16 protein-coding genes, 1 tRNA gene and 1 pseudogene are annotated in these 13,656 nt (G+C 45.5%); 12 read left to right on the top strand and 6 right to left on the bottom strand.

Translation table 11 applies throughout. The annotated features are described in order from the left end of the window. Nucleotides 1-225 precede the first annotated feature (225 nt). The 8 genes and pseudogenes from plsX to ACE1CM_RS30230 all read left to right on the top strand — a co-directional run bounded on the left by plsX (nt 226) and on the right by ACE1CM_RS30230 (nt 7,003). Complete coding sequence (gene plsX, locus ACE1CM_RS30265; protein WP_374882559.1) at nt 226-1,260, top strand: phosphate acyltransferase PlsX; 1,035 nt, start codon at nt 226-228, stop codon at nt 1,258-1,260. Beyond that, entirely contained in the window at nt 1,260-2,261 is a 1,002-nt protein-coding gene (locus tag ACE1CM_RS30260; RefSeq protein ID WP_374882558.1) for a beta-ketoacyl-ACP synthase III, read from the top strand. The genes plsX and ACE1CM_RS30260 overlap by 1 nt, the downstream gene beginning before the upstream one ends. 103 nt (nt 2,262-2,364) lie before the next feature. Further along, on the top strand, nt 2,365-2,919 hold the full coding sequence (locus ACE1CM_RS30255; RefSeq protein WP_374882557.1) for a Uma2 family endonuclease: 555 nt from the start codon (nt 2,365-2,367) through the stop codon (nt 2,917-2,919). 42 nt (nt 2,920-2,961) lie between these two features. After that, nucleotides 2,962-3,514, top strand: a pseudogene (locus ACE1CM_RS30250) (Uma2 family endonuclease). A gap of 43 nt (nt 3,515-3,557) precedes the next feature. Further along, nucleotides 3,558-4,439: an ACP S-malonyltransferase gene (fabD, locus tag ACE1CM_RS30245; protein WP_374882556.1), complete on the top strand. Its 882-nt coding sequence runs from the start codon at nt 3,558-3,560 to the stop codon at nt 4,437-4,439. Between the two features lie 365 nt (nt 4,440-4,804). Continuing rightward, nucleotides 4,805-5,443 (top strand): lysophospholipid acyltransferase family protein, encoded by a 639-nt coding sequence (locus tag ACE1CM_RS30240; protein WP_374882555.1) that lies wholly within the window; start codon nt 4,805-4,807, stop codon nt 5,441-5,443. Nucleotides 5,444-5,528: 85 nt separating this feature from the next. Next, nucleotides 5,529-5,825 (top strand): DUF2288 domain-containing protein, encoded by a 297-nt coding sequence (locus ACE1CM_RS30235; protein ID WP_374882554.1) that lies wholly within the window; start codon nt 5,529-5,531, stop codon nt 5,823-5,825. Between the two features lie 92 nt (nt 5,826-5,917). Next, entirely contained in the window at nt 5,918-7,003 is a 1,086-nt protein-coding gene (locus tag ACE1CM_RS30230; RefSeq protein WP_374882553.1) for an AI-2E family transporter, read from the top strand. On the opposite strand, the gene ACE1CM_RS30225 is transcribed toward ACE1CM_RS30230, so the two are convergent. The 3 genes from ACE1CM_RS30225 to ACE1CM_RS30215 all read right to left on the bottom strand — a co-directional run bounded on the left by ACE1CM_RS30225 (nt 6,978) and on the right by ACE1CM_RS30215 (nt 9,168). Beyond that, nucleotides 6,978-7,595, bottom strand: coding sequence for a YdcF family protein (locus ACE1CM_RS30225; RefSeq protein WP_226575839.1), 618 nt, complete (start codon nt 7,593-7,595; stop codon nt 6,978-6,980). The genes ACE1CM_RS30230 and ACE1CM_RS30225 overlap by 26 nt on opposite strands. Nucleotides 7,596-7,785: 190 nt before the next feature. Beyond that, nucleotides 7,786-7,859: transfer RNA gene (locus ACE1CM_RS30220), tRNA-Arg, on the bottom strand. 34 nt (nt 7,860-7,893) lie between these two features. Beyond that, on the bottom strand, nt 7,894-9,168 hold the full coding sequence (locus ACE1CM_RS30215) for a tocopherol cyclase family protein (protein WP_374882551.1): 1,275 nt from the start codon (nt 9,166-9,168) through the stop codon (nt 7,894-7,896). A gap of 60 nt (nt 9,169-9,228) precedes the next feature. Between ACE1CM_RS30215 and ACE1CM_RS30210 the strand changes: the two genes are divergently transcribed. Then, on the top strand, nt 9,229-9,540 hold the full coding sequence (locus ACE1CM_RS30210; protein WP_374882611.1) for a 4-Cys prefix domain-containing protein: 312 nt from the start codon (nt 9,229-9,231) through the stop codon (nt 9,538-9,540). An 18-nt stretch (nt 9,541-9,558) separates the two neighbouring features. On the opposite strand, the gene ACE1CM_RS30205 is transcribed toward ACE1CM_RS30210, so the two are convergent. After that, nucleotides 9,559-9,771, bottom strand: a complete 213-nt coding sequence (locus tag ACE1CM_RS30205) for a hypothetical protein (RefSeq protein ID WP_374882550.1) — start codon at nt 9,769-9,771, stop codon at nt 9,559-9,561. Nucleotides 9,772-10,524: 753 nt separating this feature from the next. On the opposite strand from ACE1CM_RS30205, the gene ACE1CM_RS30200 reads away from it, so the two are divergent. The 3 genes from ACE1CM_RS30200 to ACE1CM_RS30190 all read left to right on the top strand — a co-directional run bounded on the left by ACE1CM_RS30200 (nt 10,525) and on the right by ACE1CM_RS30190 (nt 12,940). Then, nucleotides 10,525-10,653, top strand: a complete 129-nt coding sequence (locus ACE1CM_RS30200) for a hypothetical protein (RefSeq protein ID WP_374882549.1) — start codon at nt 10,525-10,527, stop codon at nt 10,651-10,653. A gap of 1,019 nt (nt 10,654-11,672) precedes the next feature. Next, complete coding sequence (locus ACE1CM_RS30195; protein ID WP_374882548.1) at nt 11,673-12,299, top strand: hypothetical protein; 627 nt, start codon at nt 11,673-11,675, stop codon at nt 12,297-12,299. Nucleotides 12,300-12,628: 329 nt separating this feature from the next. Next, nucleotides 12,629-12,940, top strand: a complete 312-nt coding sequence (locus ACE1CM_RS30190) for a hypothetical protein (RefSeq protein WP_374882547.1) — start codon at nt 12,629-12,631, stop codon at nt 12,938-12,940. A 22-nt stretch (nt 12,941-12,962) separates the two neighbouring features. Here the strand turns inward: ACE1CM_RS30190 and ACE1CM_RS30185 are convergent, their stop codons facing one another. Then, on the bottom strand, nt 12,963-13,109 hold the full coding sequence (locus tag ACE1CM_RS30185) for a hypothetical protein (protein WP_374882546.1): 147 nt from the start codon (nt 13,107-13,109) through the stop codon (nt 12,963-12,965). Between the two features lie 90 nt (nt 13,110-13,199). Further along, nucleotides 13,200-13,656 (bottom strand): DUF1802 family protein (locus tag ACE1CM_RS30180; protein WP_374882545.1); only part of this gene is annotated, 457 nt, incomplete at its 5' end.

Raw genomic sequence — 13,656 nt, 5'->3', positions numbered from 1 at the left:
GCCCCCTGCCCCCCTGCTTAAGAAGCTCAAGCATCTGGCGGAGCGGTTCCCAATAGGTATATCTTGGGATCAGAGCCATATGGCACGCGCGAAGGTCGCGGGTGGGGAAAGCTGTTGCAGTTTATTGAAGATACTACTTCCACATCTGCCAAATCTCCCCGATCTGGGTGAGATTCGGGTGAGAGCCATCTGGTAGAATTTTTGAGGTTTCTATAACTTTGATCAATGGGATCAACTCGCGCACGAATTGCAATTGACGCTATGGGCGGCGATTTCGCACCCTCCGAAATCGTCGTAGGGGCGCTCAGAGCCAGGGAAGAATTGGATGTCGAGGTGTTGCTGGTGGGGGATGTCCCTCAGATCGAAGCGATTCTAAACCAACACACCAGTTCTCATAACATTGAAATTGTGCCTTCAGAAGGCACAATCGAAATGCACGAGGAGCCACTTAGCGGCTTAAAACGCAAGCCCAAAGCTTCGATCAACGTCGCGATGGACTTGGTGAAGCAAAAGCGGGCGGATGCGGTCGTCTCAGCCGGACACTCCGGGGCGGCTATGGCAGCGGCTTTACTGCGTTTGGGAAGATTGCCGGGAATCGATCGCCCAGCGATTGGTGCGGTTTTTCCGACGATGATTGCGGGCAAACCCGTACTGATCTTAGATGTGGGAGCGAATGTGGATTCGCGTCCTAAGTTTTTGGATCAGTTTGCCGTCATGGGGTCGGTTTACAGCAGATACGTGCTGGATGTGGAAAATCCCAAGGTGGGGTTACTCAACATCGGCGAGGAAGAGTGCAAAGGCAACGATATGGCAATTCGCGCTCACCAACTGCTGAAGGAAAATCCCAAAATTAATTTTGTGGGCAACGCCGAGGGGCGGGATGTCCTTTCGGGCAATTTTGACGTGATCGTTTGCGATGGCTTTGTCGGCAATGTGTTATTAAAATTTGCCGAAGCTGTAGGCGAAGTGATGCTAAACATCGTCAAAGAAGAGTTACCCCAAGGATTGAATGGGATGTTGGGGACAGCAATCCTCAAACCAAACCTGAAGCGAATCAAGCAGCGGATGGATCACGCCGAACACGGTGGCGGTTTGCTGTTGGGAGTAGCGGGAATTTGCATTATCAGTCACGGATCTTCCCAAGCACCTTCGATATTTAATGCAATTCGCTTGGCAAAAGAAGCCGTCGATCACCAGGTACTGGAACGCATTAGTTCCCAGTATCAGAAAACCGCTGCTCAGGCGGCTGATGGAGAATAATGTTGGAACAATTTCAGGCAGGCATTGCCATTACAGGGTGTGGGGCTTGCACTCCGCAAGCTAGTGTGGATAATTTCGGACTCTCTCAGATTGTAGAAACATCTGATGAGTGGATCGCAACCAGAACCGGGATAAAACAGCGGCGTTTGGCGTCGCCAGAGGATTCCCTCAGCGCGATCGCAACATCTGCTGCCAAAAATGCGCTAGAAATGGCAGCGATCGCACCAGAAGATCTAGATCTGATTATCCTGGCAACATCTACCCCTGACGACCTGTTTGGCAGTGCCAGTCTTATTCAAGCGCAACTAGGCGCAACTCGCGCCGTCGCTTTTGACCTCACCGCCGCTTGTTCGGGGTTTGTCTTCGGAATGGTCACGGCGGCGCAGTTCATTCGCATGGGCGTTTATCGTAACGTACTGTTAATTGGAGCCGATGTCCTCTCCCGTTGGGTAGATTGGACAGATCGCAGCACCTGCGTATTATTTGGAGATGGAGCAGGGGCTGTGGTGTTACAGGCATTGGAAGGATGCGATCGCCTACTCGGATTTGAACTCAAAAGTGACGGCACTCAGAATCACTTCCTCAGCCTAGCTTACCAAGCCCAGCCCCAAGAACTGATTCCAGGGGTTAGTGTCGCCAAAGGCATCTACCAACCCATTACCATGAACGGTCAAGAAGTCTATCGCTTCGCCGTGAAAAGAGTCCCAGAAGTTATAGAAAAAGCCCTTTTTAGAGCCAATCTCAGCGTTGACCAACTAGACTGGTTACTCTTACATCAAGCCAATCAAAGAATACTCGACGCCGTCGCCTCTCGCCTCAAAATTCCCGATAGCAAAGTTATCAGCAATCTCGCCAACTACGGCAATACCTCCGCCGCCTCAATTCCCATCGCCCTCGATGAAGCCGTCCGTCAAGGCAAAATTAAAACAGGAGATACTATCGCCGCCTCTGGTTTCGGTGCAGGATTAACCTGGGGTGCTGCTATCTTCCAATGGGGTTAGTTATTTGCTAATTGCTAATTGCTAATTGCTAATCGTAAGGGTAAGCAATTAATTATTAGCAATTATCTATTAACATCTGACGGAAAGTTTGAGGACAAGTGCTATGAATTTAACCATACAGGATTTTGAGAAAATACAAGAATTATTGCAAGATGCTTCTCTAGATTATCAGATGGAATTGCAAGATGGAAATATTGTAATTATGGGGCCATCAGATATTGTATCCAGTGAAATTAGCGCGCGTTTAATCGCCTTTTTGTTCGTTTGGATTGAACCGCGAAAACTAGGACGATTATTTGATTCTAGCGGTGGCTTTATTCTATCTGATACAAACTTACGCGCCCCTGATGTGTCATTCGTTTCAGCAGAACGATTGCGGCAAAGTCCTCGTGGCTTTGGTCAATTAATTCCTGACATGGTTGTAGAGATTAAATCTAAAACAGATAGGTTTAAAAAAATTGAAGAAAAAATAGAAATGTATCTCGTACTAGCAGCGAGGGTAGGAATAATAATCGATCCAGATCAACAGACAGTAACAATTTATCGCCCCCATAGCGAACCAACCGTCCTGAATAACGAAGATAACCTGACTATTCCAGAATTATTCCCTGGTTGGGAGTTGCCCGTCGCTGAACTATGGCCTCCCGTATTCGATTAAAATTAAGAAAAGTTAAAAGCAGCTAATTTAAGGATAATTTGTATGTCTTTAACCGTTGAAGATTTAGAAAAAATCCAAGGGCAACTGTCATTAGAATATCTAGACTATCAACTAGAGTTGCAAGAAGGAAATATCGTTATTATGGAGCCATCAGATATTGAATCCAGTGAAATTGGAGCCGAGTTGATCAGACTTCTAGGTAACTGGGTTAAGCCTCGCAGACTGGGACGAGTTTTTGACTCAAGTGGTGGCTTTATTTTGCCCAATTTAGACCTACGCGCCCCCGATGTATCCTTTGTTTTAACAGAACGATTGCGTCAGAATCACCGTAATTTTGCCTCTCTAGTTCCCGACTTAGTTGTAGAAATTAAATCCCGTAAATCCAGAGAAAAAAATAGAAGAAAAAGTTCAAATGTTATTGAAAATAGGAGCAAGGGTAGGTATAATAATAGACCCAGACAAACAAACAGTAACAGTTTATCGCTATAGTAGCGAACCAACTTTACTGAACAACGAAGATACTCTAACCATTCCAGAATTATTCCCTGGTTGGGAGTTGCCGGTCGCAGAACTATGGCCTCCTGTATTCGATTAATTGACTGTCTGCCAATTACCAATTACCAATTACCGAAATAAAAATGACAAAAACTGCATGGGTATTTCCAGGACAAGGTTCGCAAGCAATAGGCATGGGATTAGATTTATTAGAACTGCCAAATGCTAAAACTAAATTTGAACAAGCAGAGCAAATTTTAGGTTGGTCGGTTCCCGAAATATGTAAAAGCAAGGAAGACAAACTATCGCGCACGTTTTATACTCAGCCTTGTTTGTATGTAGTAGAAAGCATACTCGCCGATCTAATCAAAGAAAAGGGAAATCAACCAGACTTAGTTGCAGGTCATAGTTTAGGAGAATATGTCGCGCTTTATGCAGCTTCTGTTTTTGACTTTGAATCGGGTTTAAAATTAGTCAAACGTCGTTCTGAATTGATGGATAGTGCCGCAGGTGGGATGATGGCGGCTATCATGGGATTTAAACGCGAAGAATTAGAAGAAAAAATTGCTCAAAATCCTGATGTTGTCCTGGCAAACGATAACAGTTCGTCTCAAGTTGTTATTTCCGGCACGCCAGAAGGAGTAGAAGCCATCCTATCTCAAGTTAAAGCAAAACGTGCCGTTCGTTTAAATGTATCCGGTGCGTTTCACTCGCCTCTTATGGCAAATGCCGCAACGGAATTTAAAGAAGTTCTTGATTCTGTCTCGTTTTCAGATGCTGCGGTGCCAGTATTATCAAATGTCGCTCCAGTACCGTCAGTAGATGGTAGCGTTCTTAAGCAGCGTCTTACCCAACAAATGACCGGATCGGTGCGGTGGCGGGAAATTCAAGCAGAATTACCAAAACAAGGCATTGAACAAGTAATAGAAATTGGCCCCGGTAAGGTACTAACGGGTTTAATTAAACGCGCTTGTCCGGATTTAACTTTGGTCAATATTGGTAGTGCAGCAGATTTGCCTGGTTAAAAACGGGGGCGGGTTTAGTTCAATTATTCGCTGTTGGCAAAGGTGATTGGTAAAACCCGCCCCTAAATACCTCATATCATGTGCGGTTGATTTTCCAGCGTAAATTTATTGTGTTTAAAGTTACCAAATGACTGTTTCGAGCTACCGGGGTTGGATAATCTGGGTATATGCCTGTAGTAGCAACTATTGCATTCAGTGCCTGAGTCCAGACGGGGAAATATACACTGACTGCCAGCTATACCCATCACTGGAAGTAGCAGTGAGAGCAGCGAAACATTTGGTCTAGCAGGATGAAGAGCCAGATGTAACAGATTGATTCTATACTCCTCCCTTGCCAGTATTATTAATGTGGAGAGAAATTAATTATGGGTAGAAATCGCGAACCATTTGCCAGTTTATTGCTATACCATGCCTTTAAGTGGTCGGTTGTTAGCCCCATGTTTAATTGTTACTTTAGGGGGCAGGTTTATGGGGCAGAAAATGTGCCGCAAGAAGGACCTGTGGTGGTCGTCAGCAACCATGCCAGTTACTTTGACCCGCCGATTTTATCCTGTTGCGTGCGGCGTCCGGTAGCTTACATGGCAAAGGAAGAACTGTTTAAAGTCCCCGTTCTCAAGCAAGCGATTGAATTGTATGGTGCTTATCCAGTCAAGCGTGAAGCCGCAGATCGGAGTACAATTCGGGCAGCGCTCAACTATTTGGAAGCTGGGTGGGCGACTGGTGTGTTTTTGCAGGGGACTCGCACGCCAGATGAACGAATTACAGAACCTAAGCTGGGTGCTGCACTGATTGCAGCTAAAGCGAAAGCACCTTTATTGCCGGTGAGTTTGTGGGGGACGAGTCAAATTTTGGCGGAAGGTTCTGCAATGCCTCGTCTGGTGCCGGTGACGGTGCGGATTGGTGAGTTAATCGATCCCCCTAGTTCTACAGATCGCCCAGAATTAGAGTCGATAACCCAGCGGTGTGCGGCCCAAATTAACGCGCTGTACGATTTAGGACGTTGAGTCAGAGCGAGTCTTTAGCGCGATAGACGCTGTGGGGCGCGATCGCAAGTTAAAATGAGCCATAATCGGTAACAGTTCTTTACTAATGCAAGACTTAAGAGCAGAATTAGCGGCAACGCTAGATGAAGCAGAATGGACTTGGCTGTGTCCCCACGCGAAGCGCGATTCATTGATTGTAGTCGCTACTGGACTCGATTTGGTGGATGTGGGGGTTGCCATCGCCAACGATAACGTACCATCGGTGCAGCGCTGGATCGGGGAACAACTGATCTATAAACCCTCAGATATCCAAAAAGAAGCCTGGAATAGCAACCCAACCCAGCGGTTTAACGCCCTGATCGTACAACCTTACGTACTGATTCAAGAACTGCCAGCTGCTTAAAATCGGCGTACCGGGTTTAAGACTTCCCTATCTCGTAAGTCATGGAACCAGATTATCTTAACTCAATTCTCGGGCATCTACCTGGAGAAAAGATGAGTGAACCACCTGCAAAAAATTTTTGGAATCGACTGAGTAATTTGGCGCTGGTTCGCTTTCTGCTTTTCTTTGCGTCGGGATGGGCGCTAGTACAGCTGTTAGCTTACTTTGAAGGCGTAGTCGTCATTTTCAGCTTTGCTGCGATTATCGCCTTTTTACTCAGCTATCCGGTGAAATGGCTGCGCCGTTTTTTACCCCACGGCGTAGCAGCTAGCTTTGTTTTCTTACTCAGCCTTGTAATAATTGTCGGTTTTACTGCCACAGTTGGATTGACAATATTATCCCAGGGACAACAACTGGTTGACAAGAGTTTGCCCGATTTTCTCAGTTACCTAAACAATTTAGTAGAACAACTTGAGAAATATCTCAATGCTCGTCATGTCAAGGTAGATTTTCGGGCGTTTGAAGTCCGGTTGCAGAACCAAGATATCGCATTTATCGGGACTAGCATTGGGACTATTCTCGCTAGTTCCCCAATTTTGTTGGATTACTTCATCAAGTTTATCTTGATTGAAGTTGTGGCTTTTTTCATGCTCCTCGATGGAGAAAAGCTTTGGAATTTTATCCTGAGATTTGTTCCCAAGCAACAACGTCATAAGTTTACCCTCATCGTTCAGCACAATTTTTTAGAGTTTTTTCGCGGGCAGTTAATTTTAAGTTTGTTTTTTAGCTTTTCGGCGTTCGTTATTTTCTTAGTTTTACAAGTTCCTTTTGCCCTTGTTTTGGCAGCGATCGCCGGAATTTTTCAGATGATACCTGGAATTGGAGCGGCATTAGGAATTAGTTTAATTTGTCTAATTTTATTACCCCAAAACAGTTGGATAGCTCTGAATGTCCTGATTGCTTGCATCGTGATTCAGCAATTCAAAGATAACTTGCTAGCCCCTAGAATTATGCAATATTCGCTCAACGTTCATCCCGTCGTTGGCTTTTTTGCTTTATTAGTCGGGTATAGATTAGCAGGATTGTTGGGAGTTTTTCTGGCAATTCCCATTGCCGGAGTCATTATTAGTTTATTAGAAATTGACGATATCAAAGCGTTAGATAGAAATAAGATTAATGGTTCTGAAAAAAACGGCTGAGAGTCGATCCCGTGCGCCCAGTCACCACCCAAAGGATAGCTCTTGCCCCATCGCGGACGGATTTTTCAACAGGTTCGGGCGGTTTTTCAGAAGGCACTGAAACTGGTTTCAAAACAATTCCCCGACTACCCAAAACAATCTCGCCAATAACACTGGCGCGACGCATGTGGTAATCAGAAGTAATCAAATAAACGCTCTTAATTCCTCTAGCTTTTAAGTCATCTGCCAGGGTAGTAAAATTCGTCACCGTGTCCACCGCCCGATTATCTAAGTGCAAGCGACTCGGTGAAATACCCTCTTTAGCAAAAAACCGTTCTATATACCTTTTATTTGGACTACCGCCAGAAACCCAGATCGGTAAATCTGGATGCTGACGCGCAAATTCTACTGTAAATCTTTCTCGCTCTAAATATTTCGTCGAGCCTCCCAAGACTAATACAGCTTGGGGTTCGTCAAAACTTCTGAGATATCGATATCCTATCCCTGCCAGGAGGGGTAGCAGCAGCGCCGAAACAAACAACCTGCCTTTAAAGCGAGCAGTTTTCTTCTGCTGCTTGTAATCTTGCTTGCTGGAATAGATCCTCAACACCATGAATCAAAGGGATCGCATACAATTACACATTGCCGGAACGTCATTGCCAAGGCTAACGACTCCCCTGTTACAGAATACCCTTAACCGGAGCGGGAAACAGTTGGAAAAACGACACGATTTAACCATTTTCCCTGTAATGCTACACAGGTAGCGCGAGTAGGGGAAAAAGTTAATTATATTACCACAAACACGGGACTGGCGCGATTTGAACGCGCGGCCTAGCGCTTAGGAGGCGCTCGCTCTATCCAGCTGAGCTACAGCCCCAGGTACAAAAGCCATGATAGCAGATCGATGAGTTTCAACTCGACCGCCAAGTTTGATTCCAAGGACTGCCGCCTACTTCTAAACCACACAGCGAACTGCTAGCTTTCAGGATAAGTTTAGATCCGCTGCCGCTCAATTCTCGCAATTCTAAGATTAAATTACCGTGCATGGTATCGCGGCAGGCGAAAGCTAAGCCTTTTTCTGTAGGTGCGCGCAAGGGAGTGCCGGGAAGATTGGTAGTCGCCGTGAGTTCTACCTCATAGTGAGCATTTATTGCCTGCATCTGCCAACTACCCCAAGGCTGAATATTCCAGCTGACTTGGGAATTCCAAGGCACGAATTCGTAGAATTTGCCCTGATAATGCAAGCCAATCATCGCCACCTCTTCCATCCACCACAATACCCCCCTCCTGCCGCCGCCAGCAGTTAAGGCAAGGTCTCCCCCCTTGTGGGTGCGATCAAAAGTAGTTGGTTGAGATTGAGGCGGTGACAAGGGAGAGGGATGACCCGGAGAAATTTTTTCCATATCACCAACGGGTTTTGACCACACCCCCCCCTTGTTAAGGGGGGGCAGGGGGGGATCGGATTTTGGATTTTGGACCCCCCCCTTGTTAAGGGGGGGCAGGGGGGGATCGAATTCAAACCAGTTGCAATTTACCCAAAACCATTTTTGGGGAAAGGCACCGCCCCAATTTTTTTCGCCGTAAGCTGGGGCGTCAGTGAATTCATAGCGTTTGCCGTTCCACTCAATCCACCCAGTTGCGAGGCCGTGTGCCATTAAGATCTGCCATCCTGGTTCAAAAATCTGTAAAAAAGATAACCATCCGGCGGTTGATTGCTGGATTTGTCCAGAGTTTCCCCAGCCGTATATTGGCTTAATTGAATATTGCCAGCGGGCAAAGTTACCAGTACCAGGGTCTTTAAGGTAACCTTGATGCCAAGTAGCGGTGGCTTGATAGCCTTCTTGAACCTGTTGGTCAAAGATTTCTGGGTCGAGATATCCAGGTAGGCTGCATAAATCTGTTTTACCCCAATGACCCAAGGCTAATTCGTCTCGAATTGCCCAAAATTTGTTTACATCCGGGAAAGTGCGGCAGAGATATTCATCATTGGGACCGAGAATTTGTGCGCCGCCGCCGCTGTACGGTTTGCCGCCGATGGGGTCTTCAATCGAGTACATGAACGCGAAGGTTTGGCGGTCTTGGGGTAGGGTGACGCGGTAATACCAACCTTCAAAAAAGCGACGGCTGCTTCCATCCCAATGGTAGCCGCTGTGAGGCGTTTGATAATCGGTCAGATTTAATACCATAGATAGAGGACATTTGTTGCGGCTACACAAACATAGCCTGCTGATGCAGGTAAAGAATCAATCTTTATTATCAGCTATTGCCTTAATCCCCAGTGCCAAAAGCCTCGAAATCCAGATGGGACAAAGTTTTGCCAAAGTTGCGGGTCAAGGTTATTGCTGGGATTGCGCTACCGTCCCCTAAACCGAAGTTGCCCCCTGCGGGGCAACTTCCGTTGGCCCAAACCCTTGCTTTGCTTTACTCATAGCCATTTTGCCTCAAAATTGTGTAGTTATGTAAGACTAGCGATATGCCTCCCTTCCCCTGGGCGAACGCACAGAATATGTTTTACAATGGGTTTTAAGATAACATCGGCTGAAATCCCCGCCACGTAAGGGTTCGATTGATTGTAGTCATGTAAGGGAATTGCCACAATCTGGAAAGTCTTCTGTGTAGGTGTTACTCAAGCAGAATTGCTTGAGGGTTCGCCGCAGGAAACCATACATCAATCGACCACTCGAACTTTTGGAGTCTTGTAGCTCTAGAAACTCAGCATCAAACCTGTGACGCTCCTCTCTCACCCGGTCAAATTTTGGAGATAGGTTGTTGATGTCCTCTGTATCCATTGATATTTCCTTTTTGCGAAATAACTAAACTTTGTTGAAGTATTCTTTGCCAAGCAACAACGACTAATTAGTAAGCTCCTTGGCTGCAAGAGCAAGATCGAGCAATTGGGTGAAATAATGGAAATCTATAGAACATCAGGAGTTCAAAAATTACATAACTCCTGATGTTTGTCACCCTCTTGCTGTTATTCTGAACTGACTGTTTCTACTTCCTTTCCAGCTTAAGACTATCAACGCTTGTCGTCTGTTTTACCTTGACCACCTGCCTAAAAGCCCACCTGCTCACTTGCTTTCTAATCAGTATCCTTCGGGCGATAAAGGAGTAGGTTAGTAGATCCACCAAAAATACTATAATTGTAGTACATGGGTGACGCAAGCTGAGTGGCATTATTTTGTGAGTCGAGGCTGGCGTTTGTGACAACTATTTTTAATAGGTCAGGTAATTATAAATTTTTGGCAAAGCCAATGTCGCAGGGATGTCACAAGTGCGAGAAAGCATCACTAACCATTGCAGCGTCAAGCTAAATGATGCTGACTAACTTAAGTCGCCCTAGGGTGACTGGCGCTGACTTGTGTCGCGCTGATTTATGAAACACAAAGTTAAGCGACACTAATTTCAGGGATGCGAATCCGCGCAAATTTATTGTGATTGCAGCATATTTACTGTAAAAAATGCACACTTTTGGCTCAAATGTTTGCGAAAAAGAGAGCTAAAACCCGCTAGATCGTGTTGTGATTTTCAAAGGTGAACAAATGAATTATGAACTTGAAGATATCTTGTCAAATCGGGAAAATGGAGATCTATTGTCAAAGTCTTCCGCGAATGTGATGAAGCTAGCTCTAGAGTATGCCAAGTTAGCAGATCTTCCAAATCCATCATAACAGGAAGCTGACCGTCTAAGAGAAATATTAGCGCTTGCTAGCGATTGTGAAATTCTGAGTTTTTGGATTGTTGAGGTCGATCGCGTTCTCGGTCATCACCTGGACTTGCTAGATGAAGATGACCGCGAGTCTTATAAAGATCAGCAAGCCCTCATAAAGGACTATGCAGGTACGAAAAATTTTCTCACACCAGCAGACCAGCAAATTAAAGAATACATAAGTTCGCGAAAGCCAGAGCTTTATAACCCAGACGATGAACCTATACCGCGCTAATGGCTTTCGAGAAAGAGAGTACAGCGTGTATACTGTACTCTCTTTGCCTTCTGGCAATTATTAGCTCGCCCCAATCCGCCATTACCATTCTCAAGGAGAGAAACATACAGTAGACAACGGTCAAAGCAACCGTTTCGCTGTTCTTATCCTTGGGGCGGCTCAGGTATTCTAAAAAGCTGATAGCACCTCGCTTAACTACAGCGCCCGCTAACTAGGGGTAGGGATAAATTTTCTGCTTTTAGTTGGTGGGCTTTTGTAATAATTAGTCTGGCAATTTATCTGTTGGGAACAGTCAATTGAGATCTGATCTCCCTTGCACATCTGGAACGCTCACGAAACTGAATGACCCAGGGGTGTAGGTGCCATCGCTTCCACCAATCTGGTCAATTCCCAACGCTCAGCGAAGTCTCGCCCTCACAGCCAAGGACAACAGCTATTTTGGGAAGGTAAAACTAAACAGGCGCTTAGTTTGAGGTTGGCTAGCAACAAAAAAGGGCAGCGATGACACTGCCCCACAAGTTGTTGCTGCGATCGCATGAATCAATGCACAAACTGGGCTGCGTTCGCGCAAGCTAGGGTATGCATATCGCTGCCAAAACAGTCGGCAACCAGCGAATCACGGGAAACGCGCACAGTGCCAAAAGGCTAAAGACATCGGTCCCAAGTGCTATAGCATCAAGATGGCAGTCAAATCTTGCACCACAACGAAATTTGATGTAAAATATTTCCAATTTGTAGCGGTCTTTATGCCTCAAAAAGTTTCAAAGACTAAAAGCAAAACCCCGACATTTGTAGTAGAGATACCCAGACTGGTATCAACAACAGATGCCGGGGTTTTATCGTCTAAATTTGCAGCTGGCAGACAACTTTATAACGCTTGCTTAGGTGAAGCGATGCGTCGCCTAAGATTGGTCAAGCAGTCCCAGAAATATCAAGCAGCTAGAAAACTGAAGGAGAATAGAAGTCAAGCTTTTAAAGAAGCCAATCAAGCATACAGTTATAGCGAGTATGACCTACATGTTTTTGCTACCACTATCCGCAATTCTTGGATTAACAAGCATATTGACTCCAATCCTGCCCAAAAACTAGCTACTCGCCCATTCGGGGCATCTCAACGAGTTGCCTTTGGTCGCGCCAAAAAGGTCAGATTTAAGGGCAAGAATCAGCTAGATTCCTGGGAAGGTAAGTCAAATAAAACTGGGATTAGATGGCAGCAAGAAACATTGGTTTGGGGCAGTCTTAAACTCAAGCCGTATTTAGAATCTTACGCTTTGGTAATCCTTCACGGCTTAAACAGTCCAATTAAGTACGTCCGGCTATTGCGTCGTCGATTAAACGGTAAAACTTTCTACTATGCACAGTTAGTTTGTTAAGGTAGACCATTTCAGAAGCCGAAAACTCGCATCTGGTCTGGCGTTGTTGGGTTAGACATAGCGCCGTCTACTATCGCCATTGTTGGTGATGACTCAGCCAAGTTAACTTTATTTGCATCCGCACTGAAGTTTACGGATAAGAAGATTCGCTTGCCTTCACAGAAAAATGGAGCGGTCTAGGAGGGCGAATAATCCCAACAACTACAACTGGGATTTCATTCGGAAAGGTCGTAAAAAGAAGGGGACAGTCAAGAAAGGTAAGAAAACCACCGAAGAATTCCAAAGCTTATCAGTCTACCAGAACAAGTAAAGCTAATTTAGAAAGAAAGTTGGCGGCTCACAGAAAATCACTGCACGGGAGATTGGTTAATGAAATTATAAGCCTTGGCAATACTGTTAAACTAGAAAAGTTATCCGACAAAGCGTTAAAAAAATTCTTCGTAAAATTAGTAATCAAACGCGCACCAGGGGAATTTGTATCGCATTTAAGACGTAAGGCTGAAAGTGCTGACGTTACTGTGATAGAATTCTTAACCGCTACAACTAAGCTGTCGCAAACCTGTCAATATGGAATTCTCAAAAAGAAAAGAGAGTTCTTTGTCAGAGAGACTTATATTCAGCATTTTTATCCAGGTTTGTAGACGAAAACCTGCTCCAAGTAGATCAAGCTAAATTAGCTTGGTCAGGTATGGAACCATTCCTGTTGGCGGCGTGCTTCCAGGCGACTAAAACAGAAATGCGCCTCGCGAGTAGATCGACGAGTTTCTGCTGACTTTGGCATCTTTCCAGAGTCAGAGCGAGTCGCCACAAAAGTTTTAAATACTGATGTTAATGTCTTGGATGTTGTACCTTCGGGGAGAGCCAAGAAGAGGCATCATTCTATTTAGAACCCCCCTCCCTTTAGGGCTGGGGTGGCTTCAGCTCGCGGATTTCCCCTACCTGTTGGGTATACGTTGCATCATCCAACACCGGCACGCTTCCTTCTAAAGAAATATCTTCAGCTAAATCGATCCAAGACTTGCAGCCGCCGTATTCCGGCAGGTACTGAATTTCCCGGACTTGAGGCAGTTTGTACGTCCTCAGTAATAATACGTACAGTGGCTGGCGCGGCTTCCATTTCAGGCGCGTGCTGGCAAACTCCTCGTTCCAAATATGATACGGTAGCAACGCCGCTACAGTTTCCGCTTCGCTTACCTGAAAAATATCCGTAATTTCAGCCCAACTACCGATGCGAATCGTTTCCGGATGCCAACCCGATTCTACTGGTTGCACTCGTATTGCATAATCGGCTTTAAGCAGTTCAGCGCGTTGATGTTCAAAAGTCGGATAGAGCAAAACTCGGTTATGGGCAACTTTA

This window comes from Microseira sp. BLCC-F43, from assembly GCF_041929235.1.
In the GTDB taxonomy this organism is placed as follows: domain Bacteria; phylum Cyanobacteriota; class Cyanobacteriia; order Cyanobacteriales; family Aerosakkonemataceae; genus Microseira.
Note: the sequence above shows the minus strand (reverse complement) of the source record. Positions and strands in the feature narration are given on the sequence as shown.

Excerpts from the sequence above, each read along its gene's own strand:
- plsX (WP_374882559.1), top strand. The coding sequence starts at position 226 with ATGGGATCAACTCGCGCACGAATTGCAATTGACGCTATGGGCGGCGAT.
- ACE1CM_RS30260 (WP_374882558.1), top strand. The coding sequence starts at position 1,260 with ATGTTGGAACAATTTCAGGCAGGCATTGCCATTACAGGGTGTGGGGCT.
- ACE1CM_RS30255 (WP_374882557.1), top strand. The coding sequence starts at position 2,365 with ATGAATTTAACCATACAGGATTTTGAGAAAATACAAGAATTATTGCAA.
- fabD (WP_374882556.1), top strand. The coding sequence starts at position 3,558 with ATGACAAAAACTGCATGGGTATTTCCAGGACAAGGTTCGCAAGCAATA.
- ACE1CM_RS30240 (WP_374882555.1), top strand. The coding sequence starts at position 4,805 with ATGGGTAGAAATCGCGAACCATTTGCCAGTTTATTGCTATACCATGCC.
- ACE1CM_RS30235 (WP_374882554.1), top strand. The coding sequence starts at position 5,529 with ATGCAAGACTTAAGAGCAGAATTAGCGGCAACGCTAGATGAAGCAGAA.
- ACE1CM_RS30230 (WP_374882553.1), top strand. The coding sequence starts at position 5,918 with ATGAGTGAACCACCTGCAAAAAATTTTTGGAATCGACTGAGTAATTTG.
- ACE1CM_RS30225 (WP_226575839.1), bottom strand. The coding sequence starts at position 7,595 with ATGGTGTTGAGGATCTATTCCAGCAAGCAAGATTACAAGCAGCAGAAG.
- ACE1CM_RS30215 (WP_374882551.1), bottom strand. The coding sequence starts at position 9,168 with ATGGTATTAAATCTGACCGATTATCAAACGCCTCACAGCGGCTACCAT.
- ACE1CM_RS30205 (WP_374882550.1), bottom strand. The coding sequence starts at position 9,771 with ATGGATACAGAGGACATCAACAACCTATCTCCAAAATTTGACCGGGTG.
- ACE1CM_RS30200 (WP_374882549.1), top strand. The coding sequence starts at position 10,525 with ATGAATTATGAACTTGAAGATATCTTGTCAAATCGGGAAAATGGAGAT.
- ACE1CM_RS30195 (WP_374882548.1), top strand. The coding sequence starts at position 11,673 with ATGCCTCAAAAAGTTTCAAAGACTAAAAGCAAAACCCCGACATTTGTA.